Annotated in this window: 17 protein-coding genes and 1 riboswitch; of the genes, 14 read left to right on the top strand and 3 right to left on the bottom strand. The window is 30.9% G+C overall.

Annotation, left to right across the window (positions count from 1 at the left end; all coding sequences use genetic code 11):
- From citC to citG, 3 genes are read left to right on the top strand one after another with little or no spacing between them, the layout of a single operon-like run.
- Positions 1–1,038 carry a [citrate (pro-3S)-lyase] ligase gene (citC, locus tag BLV37_RS02290; RefSeq protein WP_091726685.1) on the top strand — a complete coding sequence of 346 codons (1,038 nt, stop codon included), beginning with the start codon at positions 1–3 and terminating at the stop codon, positions 1,036–1,038.
- Positions 1,035–1,523, top strand: coding sequence for a citrate lyase holo-[acyl-carrier protein] synthase (citX, locus tag BLV37_RS02285; protein ID WP_091726682.1), 489 nt, complete (start codon positions 1,035–1,037; stop codon positions 1,521–1,523). Before citC ends, citX begins: the two co-directional genes overlap by 4 nt.
- 52 nt (positions 1,524–1,575) lie before the next feature.
- Positions 1,576–2,448, top strand: a complete 873-nt coding sequence (citG, locus tag BLV37_RS02280; RefSeq protein WP_244270450.1) for a triphosphoribosyl-dephospho-CoA synthase CitG — start codon at positions 1,576–1,578, stop codon at positions 2,446–2,448.
- An 81-nt stretch (positions 2,449–2,529) separates the two neighbouring features.
- Here citG and BLV37_RS02275 read toward each other — a convergent pair whose 3' ends face one another.
- On the bottom strand, positions 2,530–2,709 hold the full coding sequence (locus BLV37_RS02275) for an H-type small acid-soluble spore protein (RefSeq protein ID WP_091726681.1): 180 nt from the start codon (positions 2,707–2,709) through the stop codon (positions 2,530–2,532).
- A 214-nt stretch (positions 2,710–2,923) separates the two neighbouring features.
- Here BLV37_RS02275 and BLV37_RS02270 point away from each other — a divergent pair, with 214 nt between their 5' ends.
- The 11 genes from BLV37_RS02270 (at position 2,924) to BLV37_RS02220 (ending at position 12,709) form a co-directional block, all read left to right on the top strand.
- A complete protein-coding gene (locus BLV37_RS02270) occupies positions 2,924–3,538 on the top strand; it encodes an acetate uptake transporter (RefSeq protein ID WP_091726678.1) in 615 nt (204 codons plus the stop codon).
- A gap of 218 nt (positions 3,539–3,756) precedes the next feature.
- Positions 3,757–5,925 carry a diguanylate cyclase gene (locus tag BLV37_RS02265; RefSeq protein ID WP_176967829.1) on the top strand — a complete coding sequence of 723 codons (2,169 nt, stop codon included), beginning with the start codon at positions 3,757–3,759 and terminating at the stop codon, positions 5,923–5,925.
- Between the two features lie 152 nt (positions 5,926–6,077).
- Entirely contained in the window at positions 6,078–6,893 is an 816-nt protein-coding gene (locus tag BLV37_RS02260; RefSeq protein ID WP_208975180.1) for a tryptophan-rich sensory protein, read from the top strand.
- A 658-nt stretch (positions 6,894–7,551) separates the two neighbouring features.
- On the top strand, positions 7,552–7,776 hold the full coding sequence (gene relB, locus BLV37_RS02255; protein WP_091726672.1) for a type II toxin-antitoxin system RelB family antitoxin: 225 nt from the start codon (positions 7,552–7,554) through the stop codon (positions 7,774–7,776).
- Positions 7,777–7,778: 2 nt separating this feature from the next.
- Positions 7,779–8,051, top strand: coding sequence for a type II toxin-antitoxin system RelE family toxin (locus BLV37_RS02250; protein WP_091726669.1), 273 nt, complete (start codon positions 7,779–7,781; stop codon positions 8,049–8,051).
- Between the two features lie 215 nt (positions 8,052–8,266).
- Positions 8,267–8,356: riboswitch (SAM riboswitch) on the top strand.
- Between the two features lie 113 nt (positions 8,357–8,469).
- Positions 8,470–8,778, top strand: coding sequence for a hypothetical protein (locus tag BLV37_RS02245; protein WP_091726667.1), 309 nt, complete (start codon positions 8,470–8,472; stop codon positions 8,776–8,778).
- Positions 8,779–8,944: 166 nt separating this feature from the next.
- Entirely contained in the window at positions 8,945–9,499 is a 555-nt protein-coding gene (locus BLV37_RS02240; RefSeq protein ID WP_091726664.1) for a nucleotidyltransferase family protein, read from the top strand.
- Positions 9,500–9,502: 3 nt separating this feature from the next.
- On the top strand, positions 9,503–10,147 hold the full coding sequence (locus BLV37_RS02235; RefSeq protein WP_091726662.1) for a DNA alkylation repair protein: 645 nt from the start codon (positions 9,503–9,505) through the stop codon (positions 10,145–10,147).
- Positions 10,148–10,206: 59 nt separating this feature from the next.
- Entirely contained in the window at positions 10,207–10,722 is a 516-nt protein-coding gene (locus BLV37_RS02230) for a GNAT family N-acetyltransferase (protein WP_091726659.1), read from the top strand.
- 156 nt (positions 10,723–10,878) lie between these two features.
- Complete coding sequence (locus BLV37_RS02225) at positions 10,879–12,342, top strand: S8 family peptidase (RefSeq protein ID WP_091726657.1); 1,464 nt, start codon at positions 10,879–10,881, stop codon at positions 12,340–12,342.
- Between the two features lie 106 nt (positions 12,343–12,448).
- Positions 12,449–12,709, top strand: a complete 261-nt coding sequence (locus BLV37_RS02220) for a hypothetical protein (protein ID WP_208975179.1) — start codon at positions 12,449–12,451, stop codon at positions 12,707–12,709.
- 5 nt (positions 12,710–12,714) lie between these two features.
- Here the strand turns inward: BLV37_RS02220 and BLV37_RS02215 are convergent, their stop codons facing one another.
- Positions 12,715–13,518: a histidinol-phosphatase HisJ family protein gene (locus tag BLV37_RS02215; RefSeq protein ID WP_091726652.1), complete on the bottom strand. Its 804-nt coding sequence runs from the start codon at positions 13,516–13,518 to the stop codon at positions 12,715–12,717.
- A 97-nt stretch (positions 13,519–13,615) separates the two neighbouring features.
- On the bottom strand, positions 13,616–15,703 hold the full coding sequence (locus BLV37_RS02210; RefSeq protein WP_091726649.1) for an ABC transporter ATP-binding protein: 2,088 nt from the start codon (positions 15,701–15,703) through the stop codon (positions 13,616–13,618).
- Positions 15,704–15,714 lie beyond the last annotated feature (11 nt).

The raw sequence follows: 15,714 nt of genomic DNA, 5'->3' as shown, positions 1-15,714 counted from the left end.
ATGTATAGTATCAAAATTGGGAATATTGATTTAAATACTGATGAAAGGTTAAAAGTTGAGAGCTTCCTATCAACTTTTAATCTGCTTTTAGATAAAGATGTAGAGCATACAATTGTAGCAAGGTATGGGGATGAAATAATAGGAACCTGCTCTAGTGCTGGGAAAATATTAAAGTGTTTTGCCGTAAGTGAAAAATTTCGAGAGCAAGGCATAGCTTCTAAGCTTATAACTTATCTTACGGATCAACTTTTTGACAAGGGGATTTATGAAACCTTTATATTCACAGAGCCTAAAAACCTTTCTTTATTTAAAGAGCTTAATTATAGCGAAGTGGAAAGGGTGGAGGAAGTTGCTTTATTAGAGGGTGGCATGTCTAATGTTAATAGATATGTGGAAAAAATGTTTAAGGATAGTGGCTTAGATAAAAGGAAAAGAGCGGCTCTTGTGATGAACTGCAATCCTTTTACTTTAGGTCATAGATATCTAATAGAAAGGGCATCTATAGAAAATGATGAAGTAGTTGTTTTTATTGTTGAAGAGGATCGTTCTCTATTTCCCTTTGAAGTAAGAAAAAAACTAGTGAAAGCAGGAACAGAGGACTTGAACAATGTCCATGTTTTGTCTGGTGGTAGCTATATTATTTCATCTGCTACCTTTCCATCCTATTTTTTAAGACAAGAAGATATAAAGATGGATGCTTATGCTAAACTAGATGCAGAGATATTTGGCAAATACATAAGACCTGCCTTCAATATAGAAAAGAGGTATGTAGGAACAGAACCCTATTGTAGCATTACAAATGGATACAATGAAGCCCTAATAAATATATTGCCAAAGCATGGCATAGAAGTAGTAGAAGTTAACAGATTAAATTCAGAAAACATACCTATCAGTGCTTCATATGTAAGAAGACTCATTAAAACTGAAGACTATTATATATTAAAAAATCTAGTTCCTAAAGTTACCTATGATTATTTAATGTCCACTCAGGCTAGACCAATTATAGAAAAAGCTAAAAGGAGTGAAACTCCCCATTGATTAATAATATTTTACAAGATAGAGAGAAGAGATATTGTGAAATACTATCTTTAATAATCAAATATTCAATGCCTGTAGTTTGTGGCAAAATAAATTACCCTGGAGATAACAAAAACACTATTGAAGCCCAAAGTGCTTTTAGAATTTTGCAGCAGCTATTAAGGGAAAGATTTACTGAAAATAGTAAGCATATACAGGTATTATCTGGTCATGACGGAAGTAGTATATTAATTGCAACTAATTTTAAATCACTGGAAGCTAAAAAAATTGCAGTATCCTTAGAAGCAAATCATTCACTAGGCAGAATATTTGATATAGATGTTTATGAAACAGATGGAAGTCCTATAAGCAGAGAAAGCTTAGGTATTGAATCAAGAAGATGCATTATTTGTAGCGATGATGCTAGGATATGCATGAGAACAGGATGCCATAGCCTTCAGGAAGTCGTAGACAGGGTCAATCAATTAATTCATTATAATATATAACTAGAAGCTAATAAACTAAGGCAATTTTGTAGAGTTTACAGGGGGAGATAAAGTGTCTATAAATTATGGGTTTTGTGAGTATATTAGTGAAATAGCTATTAAATCCATGTTACTGGAAGTCGCCGCTACACCCAAGCCAGGTCTTGTAGATCGTAATAATTCGGGGGCTCATAAGGACATGGATTTTTATACATTTATGGAAAGCAGTGCATCCCAAGTATATACCTTCTACAATTGTGCACTAGAAGGATTAAAATTTGAAGGCAAAGAAAATAAAGAGTTATTAAATATTATTCGTCCTATAGGTATTGAGGGGGAGAATAAAATGTTTAATGCAACTAGGGGCATCAATACCCATAAAGGCTTGATATTTTCATTAGGAATTATTGCAGCAGCTGCAGGATTACAGCATAAAGAAACAAAAAAACAAAAAATGGATATAGACGATATTTGCCACAAAGTGAAGGATATAGCAGAAGGCATTGTCAGCAGAGAGCTAGGGAAATTAGACAATAAGGATTCTTTAACCTATGGAGAGATATTATATAAAAATCATGGTATCAAAGGAATTCGAGGAGAAGCAGAATCAGGTTTTTCAACCGTAAGATACCACTCTTTACCCATATTTCGAGAGCTTATGAAAGGGGAAGGCAATTTAAACGACAACCTAGTACAGGTTATATTTCATCTTATGACTATTACAGAAGATGTAAACATATTAGGAAGACATGGCGTAGACGCACTAGAATATGTTAAATCAAAAGCAAAGGAAGTATTAGCTCTAGGTGGTATATTCACAGAGAAAGGCAAGAAAAAAATTCTTGAAGTAGATAAGGATTTTATTTATAGAAATATTAGTCCTGGAGGCTCTGCAGATCTTTTAGCTGTTACATTAATGCTCTACCTTTTGGAAAATTATTCCTAATATTATAAAGCTTCAAATACAAAGAAAAGCTTTCAACAGCTCTTTTAAAGGCATGATGTTGAAGGCTTTTCTTATTGACCTTTAATGTTCTACCAAATTTGTAATAGATACTTCTTGCTTAGAATCTGGTTGATTAAGGAAGTGAATTTTAGCTGTATTATTACCTTCGTTTACTGAGTCGATATAAACTGGAATACCATCATATGTGACATTAACCATAACAGGTGAAGAAACAATTTCTTTTGCACGTTTGTTATCCATAAAGTTACCTCCTTAGTGATTTAAACATCTATATTATCTACATTAAAACCAATACTTATTCTTTTTTAAACATAATATGCTATGTAAAACTTTGACAGGAGCTATCATATCATTGATAAAAGCACAGAGTATGTATATCTTGAAATTATTTACTTGCAAAAATATTTAAAGATGGTATTATTGATGAGGTTAAGTTATTCTAAAGGAGGAAATCATGGTAAAAAATCAAACAGAAAACATCAAAATTGTAACTGCAGATCCATCAGCACTAGGTCTTTTTGGATTGGCAATGGTAACATTAGTCGCATCATCACAGAAGCTAGGTATAACAACTGGGTTATCCTTTGTAATTCCTTGGGCAATATTTTTAGGTGCTTTTGCGCAACTACTTGCTTGCATTGGTGACTCTAAGAAAAATAATGTCTTTGGTACAACGGCTTTTGGAGGATATGCATTCTTTTGGATGGGAATGGCTGTATCTTGGATGATAAAAATGGGAGTATTTGGTGAAAAATTAGCTTTAAATGTGGATCCAAAACAATTAGGCTTTGCATTCTTAGGCTATTTGATATTCTCTATATTTATGACTATAGGTGCTATGGAGACACACAAGGTATTGTTTATTATTTTCTTCTTTATTGATTTATTATTTATAGGACTTACCCTTGACAGCTTTGGCATTATGGGCGAGCTTCCACATAAATTAGCAGCTTATTCAGAACTAATCATAGCTATTTTGTCTTTTTATGGTTCAGCTGCTTCAGTACTAAATGAACACTTTGGAAAGATATTTTTACCAGTAGGAAAACCCTTTGGTATTTTCAAATAAGAGCTACCTAAAACTTCAATATGAATATTCATATTGAAGTTTTTTTATTGCAAAGAAGCAATTTAACTTGACTTAAAATAAAGGGAACTATTACTGTAAATGTTATTTAAAATAGCATTAATAGGGTAAAGATATAACAATCATATTCGACATAATTCCTTAGGCAAACGATACTTAAAATAATTAACAGCTATTGGGACATTAAAAGGGGGATGGCTATGAGAGAAGAGTTTTATAAACGTGTAATTTATAATTCGCCTATAGGATATGCTTATCATAAAATAGTATGCGATTCTAAAGGCAACCCTTGTGACTATGAATATATTGAGATTAATAATGCCTTTGAGAAATACACAGGATTTAAAGCTGAAGATATCATAGGCAAAAGAATTAGTGAAGTATTACCTCAAATATATGAAAGTGAATTTAACTGGGTTGGAATCTATGGGAATATTGCTCTAAATGGTGGAGAGGAAGAATACGAGCAGTATTTTGAGCCTTTTGGCAAATGGTATAAAATTCAGGTTTATTCACCAGAAAAATATTACTTTATTACTAGCATTATTGAAATTACAAAACAAAAATTATTACATGAAAAGCTAGAATCATCTGAAAGAATGCTATGGAATGTAATGGATACCATTCCCACTAGAATATTTTGGAAGGGATTAGATTTTAAATATTTAGGTTGTAGCAAAAGCTTTGCAAGGGATGCAGGATTCTCCTCGTCAAAAGAAGTCATTGGCAAGGATGACTATGAAATGAGTTGGAGAAAGCTTGCGGATATATATCATAAAGAAGACCAATATGTTTTTGAAACAGGTTGTTCCATGCTCGACTATGAACAATGTCTAATTAATAGTGATGGAGAAACAAGATTCCTTAGAACTAGTAAAATTCCTTTATACGATAACAATAATAATATATATGGTATGATGGGAATTTATGAAGATATAACAGAGCGAAAAAAATCAGAAGAATTGCTTAAAGAAAGTCAATTGAGATATGAGCAGCTAGCAGAGGCTAGTCGTTCTGTCGCTTGGGAAGTAGATAAAAAAGGGATGTATACTTATATTAGTCCTGTTTGTGAAAAGGTATTTGGATACAAACCAGAAGAAGTTATAGGTAAAATGTACTTTTATGATTTAGCCATGGAAGAAGATAGAGAGGAAATTATGGAGCATGGTTATGCTGTGCTAAAACAAAAAGGAATTCTTTCTGACTATGAATATAGAATAAAGAATAAAAACAATAAGGTTATTTGGTTATTGAGCAATGGGTTTCCTATCTTAGATGAGCATGGAGAAGTATTAGCTTTTCGTGGAATAGATATTGATATTACCTATCTCAAAGAGATTGAAGATAAAATAAGATACTTGAGCTTCCACGATCAATTAACAGGGCTGTATAATCGAAGGTTTTTTGAGGAAGAATTAAAAAGATTAGACACAGAGAGAAATCTACCTTTGAGCTTAGCAATGATTGACGTAAATGGGCTAAAGCTCGTAAATGATGCTTTTGGTCATAAATCAGGAGATAGGATGTTAAAAAAGGTTGGACAAATAATTAAAAAAGAATGTAGGACTGATGACATTATAGCTAGAATTGGTGGAGATGAATTTGTCATATTATTGCCAAAAACAAACTACTCTGATGCAGTAATAATTCTGGACAGAATTCATAAGGCAGTTGAAAAAGAAAACATTGAAGCTATCAATCTATCTATTTCATATGGTTGTGATACTAAAAGAAAAAAAAGCGAGAGCATGGAGGATGTTTTTAAGATAGCTGAAACTAATATGTATAAGCTTAAAACTTCACAACGTACAAACTTGCGTAGGGAGACAATAAAAATAATCCTTGAGAAACTATTTCATGAGATACCTTTAGAAGAAATGCATTCAAATGGAGTAAGTCAAATTAGTGTAAGTATTGGCAAGGCACTAGGATTAAACGAGTTAGAATTAAACAAATTAAAGATGTCTGGATTATTACATGATATTGGGAAAATTGCCATAGATAAAGACATTATTATAAAGATAGAGCTGCTAGAGGAAAGCGAAAGGACAGAAATAAAAAGGCATCCAGAAGTAAGCTATTCTATCCTAAGCTCTTCAAATGAATACAGCATATTTGCTGAAGATGTACTATATCATCATGAGAGATATGATGGAAATGGATACCCTAAAGGATTAAAAGGTGAAGAGATACCATTAAATTCTCGGATAATAGCTGTTGCAGATGCCTATGATTCTATGACTAATGATAGACCCTATAGAAAGGCTAAAGAGAAAAGTGAAGTTATTAAAATTTTAAAAGAAGAAGCAGGAAAGCAATTTGATCCTAGAATAGTAAAAGTATTTTTGGATAAGGTTATAGGGGAGTGAGGTAAGGTCTAAAGAGAACTAAAGATACTTAAAAAATATAATTAGAACTAATAACTTCTTCTTGTGATTTTAAAAGAAAAACATTTAGTAATAAATCTTTAAAATCTTTACTATAATTTTATAAATAAGATACTCTATAAGAGGTGGTTTATGTGAAAAATAGCAATTCAAAAGCCTATATAAAAGTTCTTGTGACAATAACCTATATTGCCATGGTAGTTGTAAATGCGCTAGCTAATATTATACCTATTAACGGACAAAATACAGGAGAAGTTTCAGATTCATATCCAAATTTATTTGCACCTGCAGGTTACACATTTAGTATATGGGGACTTATATACTTACTTCTAGGAGCCTATACATTATATCAACTAGGATTTTTTGGAAATAAAAATAATCATATGATAGATAGCTTATTAAATAAAATAGGATTTTATTTTTCTGTTTCTTCTATAGCAAATGTATTTTGGATTTTTGCTTGGCATTATGATTTTATAGGAGTATCATTATCATTAATGATTATTATTCTTATTTCTTTGATAATAATTAATAGAATATTAAAACAAGAAGAAATTAAAACAAGAGAAAAACTTTTCATAAGACTTCCATTTAGCGTTTACTTTGGATGGATAACCGTGGCAACTATTGCAAATGTAACTACTTGGCTAGTAAGTATTAATTGGAACGGCTTTGGAATCTCAGAAGTGGCTTGGACTGTAATTGTACTGTTAGTTGGAATCATAATAGGAATATTAACCTTACTAGATAATAATGATGTAAATTATGGGCTAGTAATTATCTGGGCTTATGTAGGGATATTAGTAAAGCATATATCAAGGGATGGATTTGCAGGACAATATCCAGCCGTAATTATTACTACATCTATATGTATAACCCTTTGCTTAGTAGCTATATTGTATTCTTTAATCACTTCTAGAAACCAAATGAAAAGAAAATATAGTAAATAATGATTAATTTAAATTTTTATGAAAATTATGCAGAAGAACCTGTTAGAAATTCTAACAGGTTTTTATTTTTTTATTTCTAGAGGAGTATTTTGGGCTAGAAAAGGAAAATTATATCAAAGAAACAGATGAATTAGAAATTAAATAAGAGAAATTGAAAAGAGATTTAAAGCCAGTTATAAAAAAACATGAAAAATAATTTATTACAGGAGAAATTATTAACATTGTATAAGTACCTATATATGATGAATAAGAAATAAACACTATTGAAAGAAGCATTGAAAAGGCAAAACCAGTATCAAGTTTTAAAGAAGCCTTAGATATAGTAGATAACAATCTATATATAGATACATATAAACTCATCATTGAGCTATTAGAAAAAGCTCAGCATGAAATTATGGTTTATAAAACCATAGAAGCATTAGCCCATTATTTTGAGGTACTACCAGATTGGGTAGCCAGTAGTCTAGAATAACATAAATAAGAGAAAAATAAAAAAATGATAAAATTGGGTATAATACTATTATAAATATTTTGGATTCCATAGAGGAAATACTGAAAATATAAGGCTAATTAATATTTCAATAGATAAAATTAATTTTAATATTGCACATTGTGTTACATTGTGGTACCCTATAAATAGGAGGATGGTGATGTAGATATGAGTACTATTACTGTAAGATTGAACGAGGAAGAAGCAAAAATATTTAATGAATATGCAAAATTACATGGGGTTCCATTGTCAACTTTATTCAAAAAAACCCTTGAAGAAAAAATGGAAGATGAACTTGATATGCAGATTATAAAAGAATATGAAAAAAGTCTGGAAAATGGCTATACTGAAACCTTTACCCATGAAGAAGTCAAAAAAATGCTAGGTATGTAAATATGAAATACCAAGTTTTATATACAAAAAAAGCAATAAAACAATTATCAAAAATAGACGTGAATCAAAGGCATATAATCTTAGCATGGATAGAAAAGAATTTGGTAGGAATAGATAATCCTAAGATTCATGGAAAAGCCTTAAAAGGAAATTTGAGAGTCTACTGGAGATATAGAATTGGGGATTATAGAATAATAACAGAAATAAATGATGATGAAATTAAAATAATAGTAGTGGGAATAGGCCATAGAAAAGATATTTATGAAAGGCTTTAAAACCTGTTAAAGAGTGAGGAAACTACAGATAATAAAATTATAGAACATGTATTTTGAAATAGCAGGGACGCAGGGACAGGAGCCTTGTCCCACTTTTAGATAGGCACGTATAAAGATGCTGAAAAAGAATTAATTTTTGAAAACCAAATTTTATAAACAGCTTGTATACCTACAATAATATGATAAAATGTATTTACAATTTAATAGTAAAATATTTCTTATTTAGAGCAAGGGAGAGGTTTGGCTTGATGATCTTGCAGCAACCTACTGTATTTGTGTGGTGCTAATGCCAAGAACAATGAGAATATTATTTTATATGTTTATATTAATCTTCTTGTTATTTGGCAAGAAGATTTTATTTTTCATAGTAAAGCAGGTAATATCCTCATTAAAAATTCAAATTATAGGAGGAATAAAAATGAATAGTCAAGGATGGATTAGAGGAATAATGGCGAAAAATATGGAAACAAAAAAGTTTATAACTCATGTAATGACTTGTTTGCAGAGGGAATTTGGAGTCTTAACAGATAATTGTATATCAGGTCAGTATATATACATAAGTTTAGGACAGTATGAAACTATGATAACTATGTTTGAAGCTAAAAATAAGCAGGCAAGAAGTGCTTATGCATTAGATAAGCACATATTAGAAAAATTGAAAGAAGAAGGATTTGAATTTGATGTAATGAGGAGTCAATATATAATGAATTGCTATAATATATATTAAATGCTAAGGTGTGGTTAATGCAGGGATAAAAATTGAGAAATTATGAAATATTGTTAGTGAAATATGATAGAATTGTTATAAAATACAATTAATAGCATGTGAGCATCATAGGAAGAACATATTATGAAAATGAGTATGAGACAATTAATCAGAGGTGAATTCAACCATGTTTAACACTTTAAGTCAAATAGGACAAAGTTTTGATGAAGAACATATTCTTTGGGGCGTTGGTGCTTCAATAATGCTAAATCATTATGGTTTAGCAGACAAACCTAATGATATTGATATATTAGTAGGTATAGATGACATTAAGAAAGTAGATGCAATTCTTAAAAGTGTTGGCGAGAAGAAAATATACGAAAAGACAGATACATATTCAACAGAATACTTTTATGAGTATGTTATAAATGATTTTGATGTGGATGTAATGGCAGGATTTAAGATTAATTATTGTGATGGTATATTTGAATATATTTTTGATAAGGATTCAATTTCGGAGATGAAAATAATAAATGGAGTACAAATACCTTTAACTTCTTTGGAAGATTGGTATGTAATATATCAATTAATTCCTAATAGAGAGGCTAAAGTAGAGATTATAGAAAATTATCTATTATTAAATGGTATTAAAAATCCTAATTTATTAGAAAGATTGTTGAAGGCAAATTTACCCAAAAGGGTAAGAGAAAATATTATTAAAATTCTAAGCAATAGGAGGTAGCAAATGGATATATTCAAGTTGTTTTATGACAATAGAAACGAAGAACAAGCAGAGCCTATGGCTAAATATATGAAAAATCTATTTCCTTTTCTAGGTCTTAAAAAACCAGAAAGAGGGGCTTTATCTAAGGATTTTTTTAATAAGAGGAAAAAAGACAGTGAAATTGATTGGGATTTTATATTCAAATGCTACCATATGTCTGAAAGGGAGTTTCAATATTTAGCAATAGATTATATGGAAAAAGTAATTAATTTATTTGTACCAGATGATATGGACAATATAGAGAAACTATTAATTACAAAATCTTGGTGGGATAGTGTAGATGCTATAAATAAAATAGTAGGCCATATAGCAATGAAATATCCAGAAGTAAAGGAAGATGTAATTTTACAATGGATAGAGTCAGATAATATTTGGCTAAATCGAATAAGTATTATTTTTCAACTTAGATATAAAGAAAATACAGATACTAGCTTTTTAAGCAAAGCAATATTACAGAACTCTCAAACTGGAGAATTTTTTATAGATAAGGCTATAGGCTGGGCTTTAAGAGAATATTCAAAAACAGATAGGGATTGGGTAAAGAATTTTATCGAGAGTCATTATCTATCTAAGCTAAGTATAAGAGAAGGAAGCAAATATATATAGTATCAGCTGAAATATTTATATATAATAAAGAATTACACAGTATACGAAGGAGGCTTTATATGAAGTTTAGAAAAGCAACTGAAGCAGATATTGATAGTATTATGGAAATTATAAATCAGGCTCAGACTTGGTTTAAGGAGCAGGGCATTAACCAATGGCAGAATAATTACCCTAATCCTGAAATAATAAAAAAGGATATTGATAATAGTTATGGATATATTTTATTAAAGGATAATGTTGTAGTTAGCTATGTAGCTCTTATTTTTGATGGAGAAATAACCTATAACTCTATTTATAATGGAGAATGGATAAGCAATGATAAATATGCAGTTATACATAGAATGGCTGTAGAGTCTAGCTATAAAGGGCAAGGTTTAGCCTCTGTAATTTTTAATTATGTAGAAGAGCTTTGCTATGAAAAGAAGGTACATAGTATTAAAGTAGATACACATGAAGATAATATACCTATGCAGAAACTGCTGTATAAAAATGGATTCCAGTATTGTGGAATAATTTACTTAGAGGATAAGAGTAAAAGAATTGCCTTTGAGAAAATATTAATAAAAGGTGCTTAACTAAAAATAGAAGCCTTTTCGTCATATGAGACGAGAGGGCTCTTTTATGGAAAAATTAATATACATAAATCCAAAAATAAAATAATAATTTTTTGCAATACTTATAAGCTTGTCTGCATATATTTCAAATGAAAAATTAATTAAGGGGGTAATGTTTTGAAAAAGTTACTTTGTGTAGTACTTACACTAGCATTAGTGATTGGAGCTATTAGCAGTGTGGGAGCAAGAGCTAATGCAGACGAAGCAGATTATTATTATTCAGTAGTATTTAAATCTAATGAAATCCCAGGGGATTTTAATGAGGAAATAGCTAATTATGGAGCAAAAGCAATCTATTCAGTTCCAGAAGTGGGATTTGTTCAGATTCAGGGTAAGGTAGATTTTCTTTCAAAGATAAAAGATATGAAAGGGATACAAGCAGCAAATCCTTCCTTGCAATGGACAATGCCAGAAGGTAAGAGAATAGATGCGAGAGAAGAAATGGTAGGGGCTGCAGGAAATGAAATAAATAATAGCTATACGGAAAGATACTGGTGGGATAGACAATGGGATATAAAGAGAATTACCGAAAATGGTAACAGCTATGAGTTTGGAACAGGAAGCCATGATGTAGCAGTCGCAATAATAGACACAGGAATAGATAGAGATCATCCTGACTTGGTAAACAATATATTACCAGGTTCTAAAAACTTTGTACCTTCAGGTGGATTTAGAGGTACAGAGCCAGGAGAAACAGGAAATCCTAATGCATTTGATGATAAGCATGGACATGGGAGTCATGTAGCAGGTTCAATTGCTGCAAATGGTTATATGGTAGGAGTAGCTCCAAATACAGGTATAAGAGCGTACCGTGTCTTTGGAACAAGCTCAGCCGAATCTGCATGGATTATTAATGCTATGATAGCTGCTGCAGATGATGGAGCGGATATATTGTCTATGAGTCTTGGTGGATTTGATGTTATAGGTCAGGTATTTTATATTGATCCTGAAACGGGAAAGAGAGAAAATCTAGGTAATGATGTTGCTGACTTTATTGCTTATAAGAGAGCAGTAAAATATGCTACTAAAAAAGGTACTCTAGTTGTGGTTGCTGCAGGTAATGATGCAATAAACTGTACAAATAAGAGAGAGGTTACAGATTTTCTAAATAGTGAGTATGGAGGAGATGGAATCATATTTGTAGGAGCTGGTTTTAATGTGCCGGCTATATATCCTGAAGTTGTTACTGTTTCTGCAACAGGTCCTGAAGATGTTCTTGCTAATTATTCAAACTATGGGCCAGGTTTTATAGATATAGGAGCAGTCGGTGGAGATGCAAGATTATATGATCAATATTTAGAAGAGGGAAGATTTGATGAATATTTAGCTAATAAACTTTATTACAATGAGTTTTGCCTAAGTGCAAGTGAAGACGGAAACTATTACTATTCAATAGGCACATCTATGTCAACACCAAAAGTTTCTGCTGTAGCTGCACTTATTATTGATAAATATGGCAAGATGAGTCCTGCAAAGATAAAAGATATGCTTGTTAAAAAAGCTATAGATTCTGTAAAGGGCAATGATAAAAAATTCTTTGGGGCTGGGCATCTTAATGCATATAAAGCACTACAAGAATAAAATACTTTATTCAGCTTATAATTACAGAAAGTGATAGTTTGAAATTGCTTATCTAAAATAAATTATATAAAGATGGCAGAAAAGGGCATAATAATTAATATTGAATATGGAAGAAGGTAATAAAATGGATTTTGTATGCCCTCTTTGCAATGGAATTGAGGAAGTAAATATAAATTGTCCTATATGCTCAGTACAGATGAAAGATAGTGGGGCTATTGTAAACTATTTAGATGATTATAGTCCTTATTTATCAAATGATATTACACAGCTTGTAGATGGAGCACCTAGGAGCAAATGCATGCATCTATTCACATGTGAAAAGTGCCAATATGATAAACGAATACAAATAGATAGAGTAAGGATTTAGCTTCCTTACTCTATTTTTATGAATTGTTTTTTTCTGTTTTTAAAGGTAGTAATATATTTAAATCCAAGTTCTCTTAAAAGCTGAACTGCTTCCTCATATTTATATCCTATATATTCTGGACTATGGGCATCGGAGCCAATGGTTATGATTTCACCACCAAGCTTTTTATACAAGCTAAGTATTTCTAAAGATGGATGAAAAGAATCTATGCCATAGCGAAAGCCAGATGCATTAATTTCTATTCCTTTTTCCTTTGAAATTATTTTTTCAAACACCTTTTCTAGCAATTCCCTATATTCTTGGAATTCAACACTTTGATTGTTCATATGTCCTATATATCTGTCGATTAGGTTAATATGTCCAACTACATCGAAGTCATTAAAGTTTTCTAAGACCTCCAGCATCTCATCATAATATAGGAAATAAGCATCTAATAAGTCTCTATCCTTATATAACTCGCCTTCGTGCATTTCATGTCCTATTACAGTATGGATTGACATGATTACAAAATCAAGCTCATCTAATTTAATTTTTTTATTTATATTTCTAACAAGATGGGGCTGCATTCCTAGCTCTACTCCACTAAGAATTTCAATTTTACCCTTATAATTACTTTTAAGTCTTTTTAATTCCTTAAAATAATCATCTGTATCAAACACAAAGTCCAGCTGGGCTTTACCATAGTCATAATCTATATGATCTGTGAAAGAAAGAGTTTTAATGTTCCTTTCTAAAGCACCTTTTAGCATGTCTTCCATAGAGTATTTGCAGTCACCAGAAAAGCTACTATGGACATGATAGTCATACATCAAAACCACTCCTAATTATAAAAATTATGCATTGCTATTTATTCTACTAGATATTTAATTAAAAGTAAATAAGCATTAACTATAGTCATTTATACAACTATTGATTATTATCTTGAAAATCTTCCTTATACTGCAGCCTATAGAGATCATAATACATTCCACCTTTATTTAATAGCTCCTGATGAGAACCTATTTCCCTTATTCTACCTTTGTGAAGAACTACAATTTTATTAGAGCGTTGAATTGTAGATAGTCTATGGGCAATAGCAATAGTAGTTCTACCTTTTACTATTTTGTCTAAGGCATCCTGGATAAGGAGCTCAGTTTCTGTATCAATATTTGAAGTAGCTTCATCTAGTACTAATATATCAGGCTTAAAGGCTAAGGCTCTAGCAAAAGCAAGCAGCTGTCTTTGACCTGCTGAAAGGGTAGAGCCTCTTTCCATCACAGGCTCTTCATACTTTTTAGGAAATTTTTCGATAAAGCTATGTGCATTAACGTATTTAGCCACATCTACAATTTCCTCATCAGATATATCCATATTATTTAATCTAATATTATCCTTTATAGTTCCTGTAAACAAGAATACATCCTGAAGCACTATGCCTATTCGTTTTCTTAGACTGTATTTGTCTAAATATTTTATATCTATTCCATCAATGAGTATCTGACCTTTTTGTATATCATAAAATCTATTTATTAAGCTGATTATGGATGTTTTGCCTGCACCTGTAGCTCCTACAAAAGCAACGGTTTCTCCTGGATTTATGGTGAAGCTTACATCTCTTAGAACCCAATTGTCTTTTTCATATGCGAACCAGACATTTTTAAACTCAATCTTTCCTTTAACAGATTCTAAAGCTACTGGATTATCTCCATTTTTAATATCCTCTTCTGTATCTAATATCATAAATATTCTTTCAGATGAAGCCATAGCAGCTTGAAGTATGTTGTATTTTTCTGTTAGATCAAGTATTGGTTCAAAAAACATTTGCAAATAGTTTATAAATGCATATAGTACACCAAACTCAATGGCGCCATTTATTACGTTTTTACCCCCAATCCAAATTATTAAGGTTAAACCCAAGGATCTTATTATTTCTATAATAGGTCTAAAAATAGCATATAATTGGATTTCTTCTTTAGTTGCATTTAAATAGTCCTTGTTTATTTCATCAAACTCTCTAAACTTTTTATTTTCTTTTTTAAATATATGGATAGTTTTCATTCCAGTAATATTTTCATTTAATGAAGAATTGATTCGAGCTAATTGTACTCTTACTGTTCTGTACACTCTCCTAATATTGATTCTAAATATTATAGATGCAATTATTATAAATGGTAAGACAGAGAGTGAAAATAATGCTAATTTAACATTCATATTAAGCATGGTGATTACAATACCTATTAATAGAAACACATCTTTAAATAAGGTTACTAATACACTAGAATACATTTCGTTTAAGGCCTCTGTATCATTTGTAACTCTAGTTACTAGTCTACCAACTGGATTTTTGTCAAAATATGATAGCGACATTTTTTGCAAATGAGAAAAAATCTCTTGCCTTATATTGAAGATAATCTTTTGGCTAGTATAGTTTAATATATATACTTGTGTATAGTTAAATATAAAGCTTACAATGATTATTAAAAGAAATATTTTCCCAATGGATTTAAGATTAAATATATCATTTTCTCTAAACAATCTATAATCCTCATCTGAAAGTAGAGTAGCACTATATCTATCTCCATCCTTTAAGAGAAGGAAACTATTATCTTTTTTTTCTATTGTAAATTCGTCTGCATCATTTTTAATGGCACCATCTACTAAATAATGGACTCCTTTACTCTTAACTATAGTTTTTATTTCAGCATCTTCTAGCAACTCTTTAGAAAGACTGATTGCATTTTTTTCTCTTACATATAGCTTGTCCTTATATGTAATACCTTCAACAACGGTATTTTTATGCAGTACATACATTGGCTCAAGATAGCCTCTTATACTATCGTCAATGGCATATTTCAATATATAAGGACGTGCTAAATCTCCTAGGGTTACTGCCATTAAGAGGATAACACATATTAATATATATAGCCAGTATGGTTTAGTATATGTAAGAAGTCTTTTCATCAGCTTAGAGTCATAGGCTTTCCCTAAGGTTTCTTCTTCGTGAAAATTAGTCATTAGTCATCCTC

The organism is Proteiniborus ethanoligenes (assembly GCF_900107485.1).
Classification (GTDB): Bacteria; Bacillota; Clostridia; order Tissierellales; family Proteiniboraceae; genus Proteiniborus; species Proteiniborus ethanoligenes.
Note: the sequence above shows the minus strand (reverse complement) of the source record. Positions and strands in the feature narration are given on the sequence as shown.

Bases quoted from the DNA above. Each gene is read 5' to 3' on its own strand.
- citC (WP_091726685.1), top strand. From the start codon at position 1: ATGTATAGTATCAAAATTGGGAATATTGATTTAAATACTGATGAAAGG.
- BLV37_RS02275 (WP_091726681.1), bottom strand. From the start codon at position 2,709: ATGGATAACAAACGTGCAAAAGAAATTGTTTCTTCACCTGTTATGGTT.
- BLV37_RS02270 (WP_091726678.1), top strand. From the start codon at position 2,924: ATGGTAAAAAATCAAACAGAAAACATCAAAATTGTAACTGCAGATCCA.
- BLV37_RS02265 (WP_176967829.1), top strand. From the start codon at position 3,757: ATGAGAGAAGAGTTTTATAAACGTGTAATTTATAATTCGCCTATAGGA.
- relB (WP_091726672.1), top strand. From the start codon at position 7,552: ATGAGTACTATTACTGTAAGATTGAACGAGGAAGAAGCAAAAATATTT.
- BLV37_RS02250 (WP_091726669.1), top strand. From the start codon at position 7,779: ATGAAATACCAAGTTTTATATACAAAAAAAGCAATAAAACAATTATCA.
- BLV37_RS02245 (WP_091726667.1), top strand. From the start codon at position 8,470: ATGAATAGTCAAGGATGGATTAGAGGAATAATGGCGAAAAATATGGAA.
- BLV37_RS02240 (WP_091726664.1), top strand. From the start codon at position 8,945: ATGTTTAACACTTTAAGTCAAATAGGACAAAGTTTTGATGAAGAACAT.
- BLV37_RS02235 (WP_091726662.1), top strand. From the start codon at position 9,503: ATGGATATATTCAAGTTGTTTTATGACAATAGAAACGAAGAACAAGCA.
- BLV37_RS02230 (WP_091726659.1), top strand. From the start codon at position 10,207: ATGAAGTTTAGAAAAGCAACTGAAGCAGATATTGATAGTATTATGGAA.
- BLV37_RS02220 (WP_208975179.1), top strand. From the start codon at position 12,449: ATGGAAGAAGGTAATAAAATGGATTTTGTATGCCCTCTTTGCAATGGA.
- BLV37_RS02215 (WP_091726652.1), bottom strand. From the start codon at position 13,518: ATGTATGACTATCATGTCCATAGTAGCTTTTCTGGTGACTGCAAATAC.
- BLV37_RS02210 (WP_091726649.1), bottom strand. From the start codon at position 15,703: ATGACTAATTTTCACGAAGAAGAAACCTTAGGGAAAGCCTATGACTCT.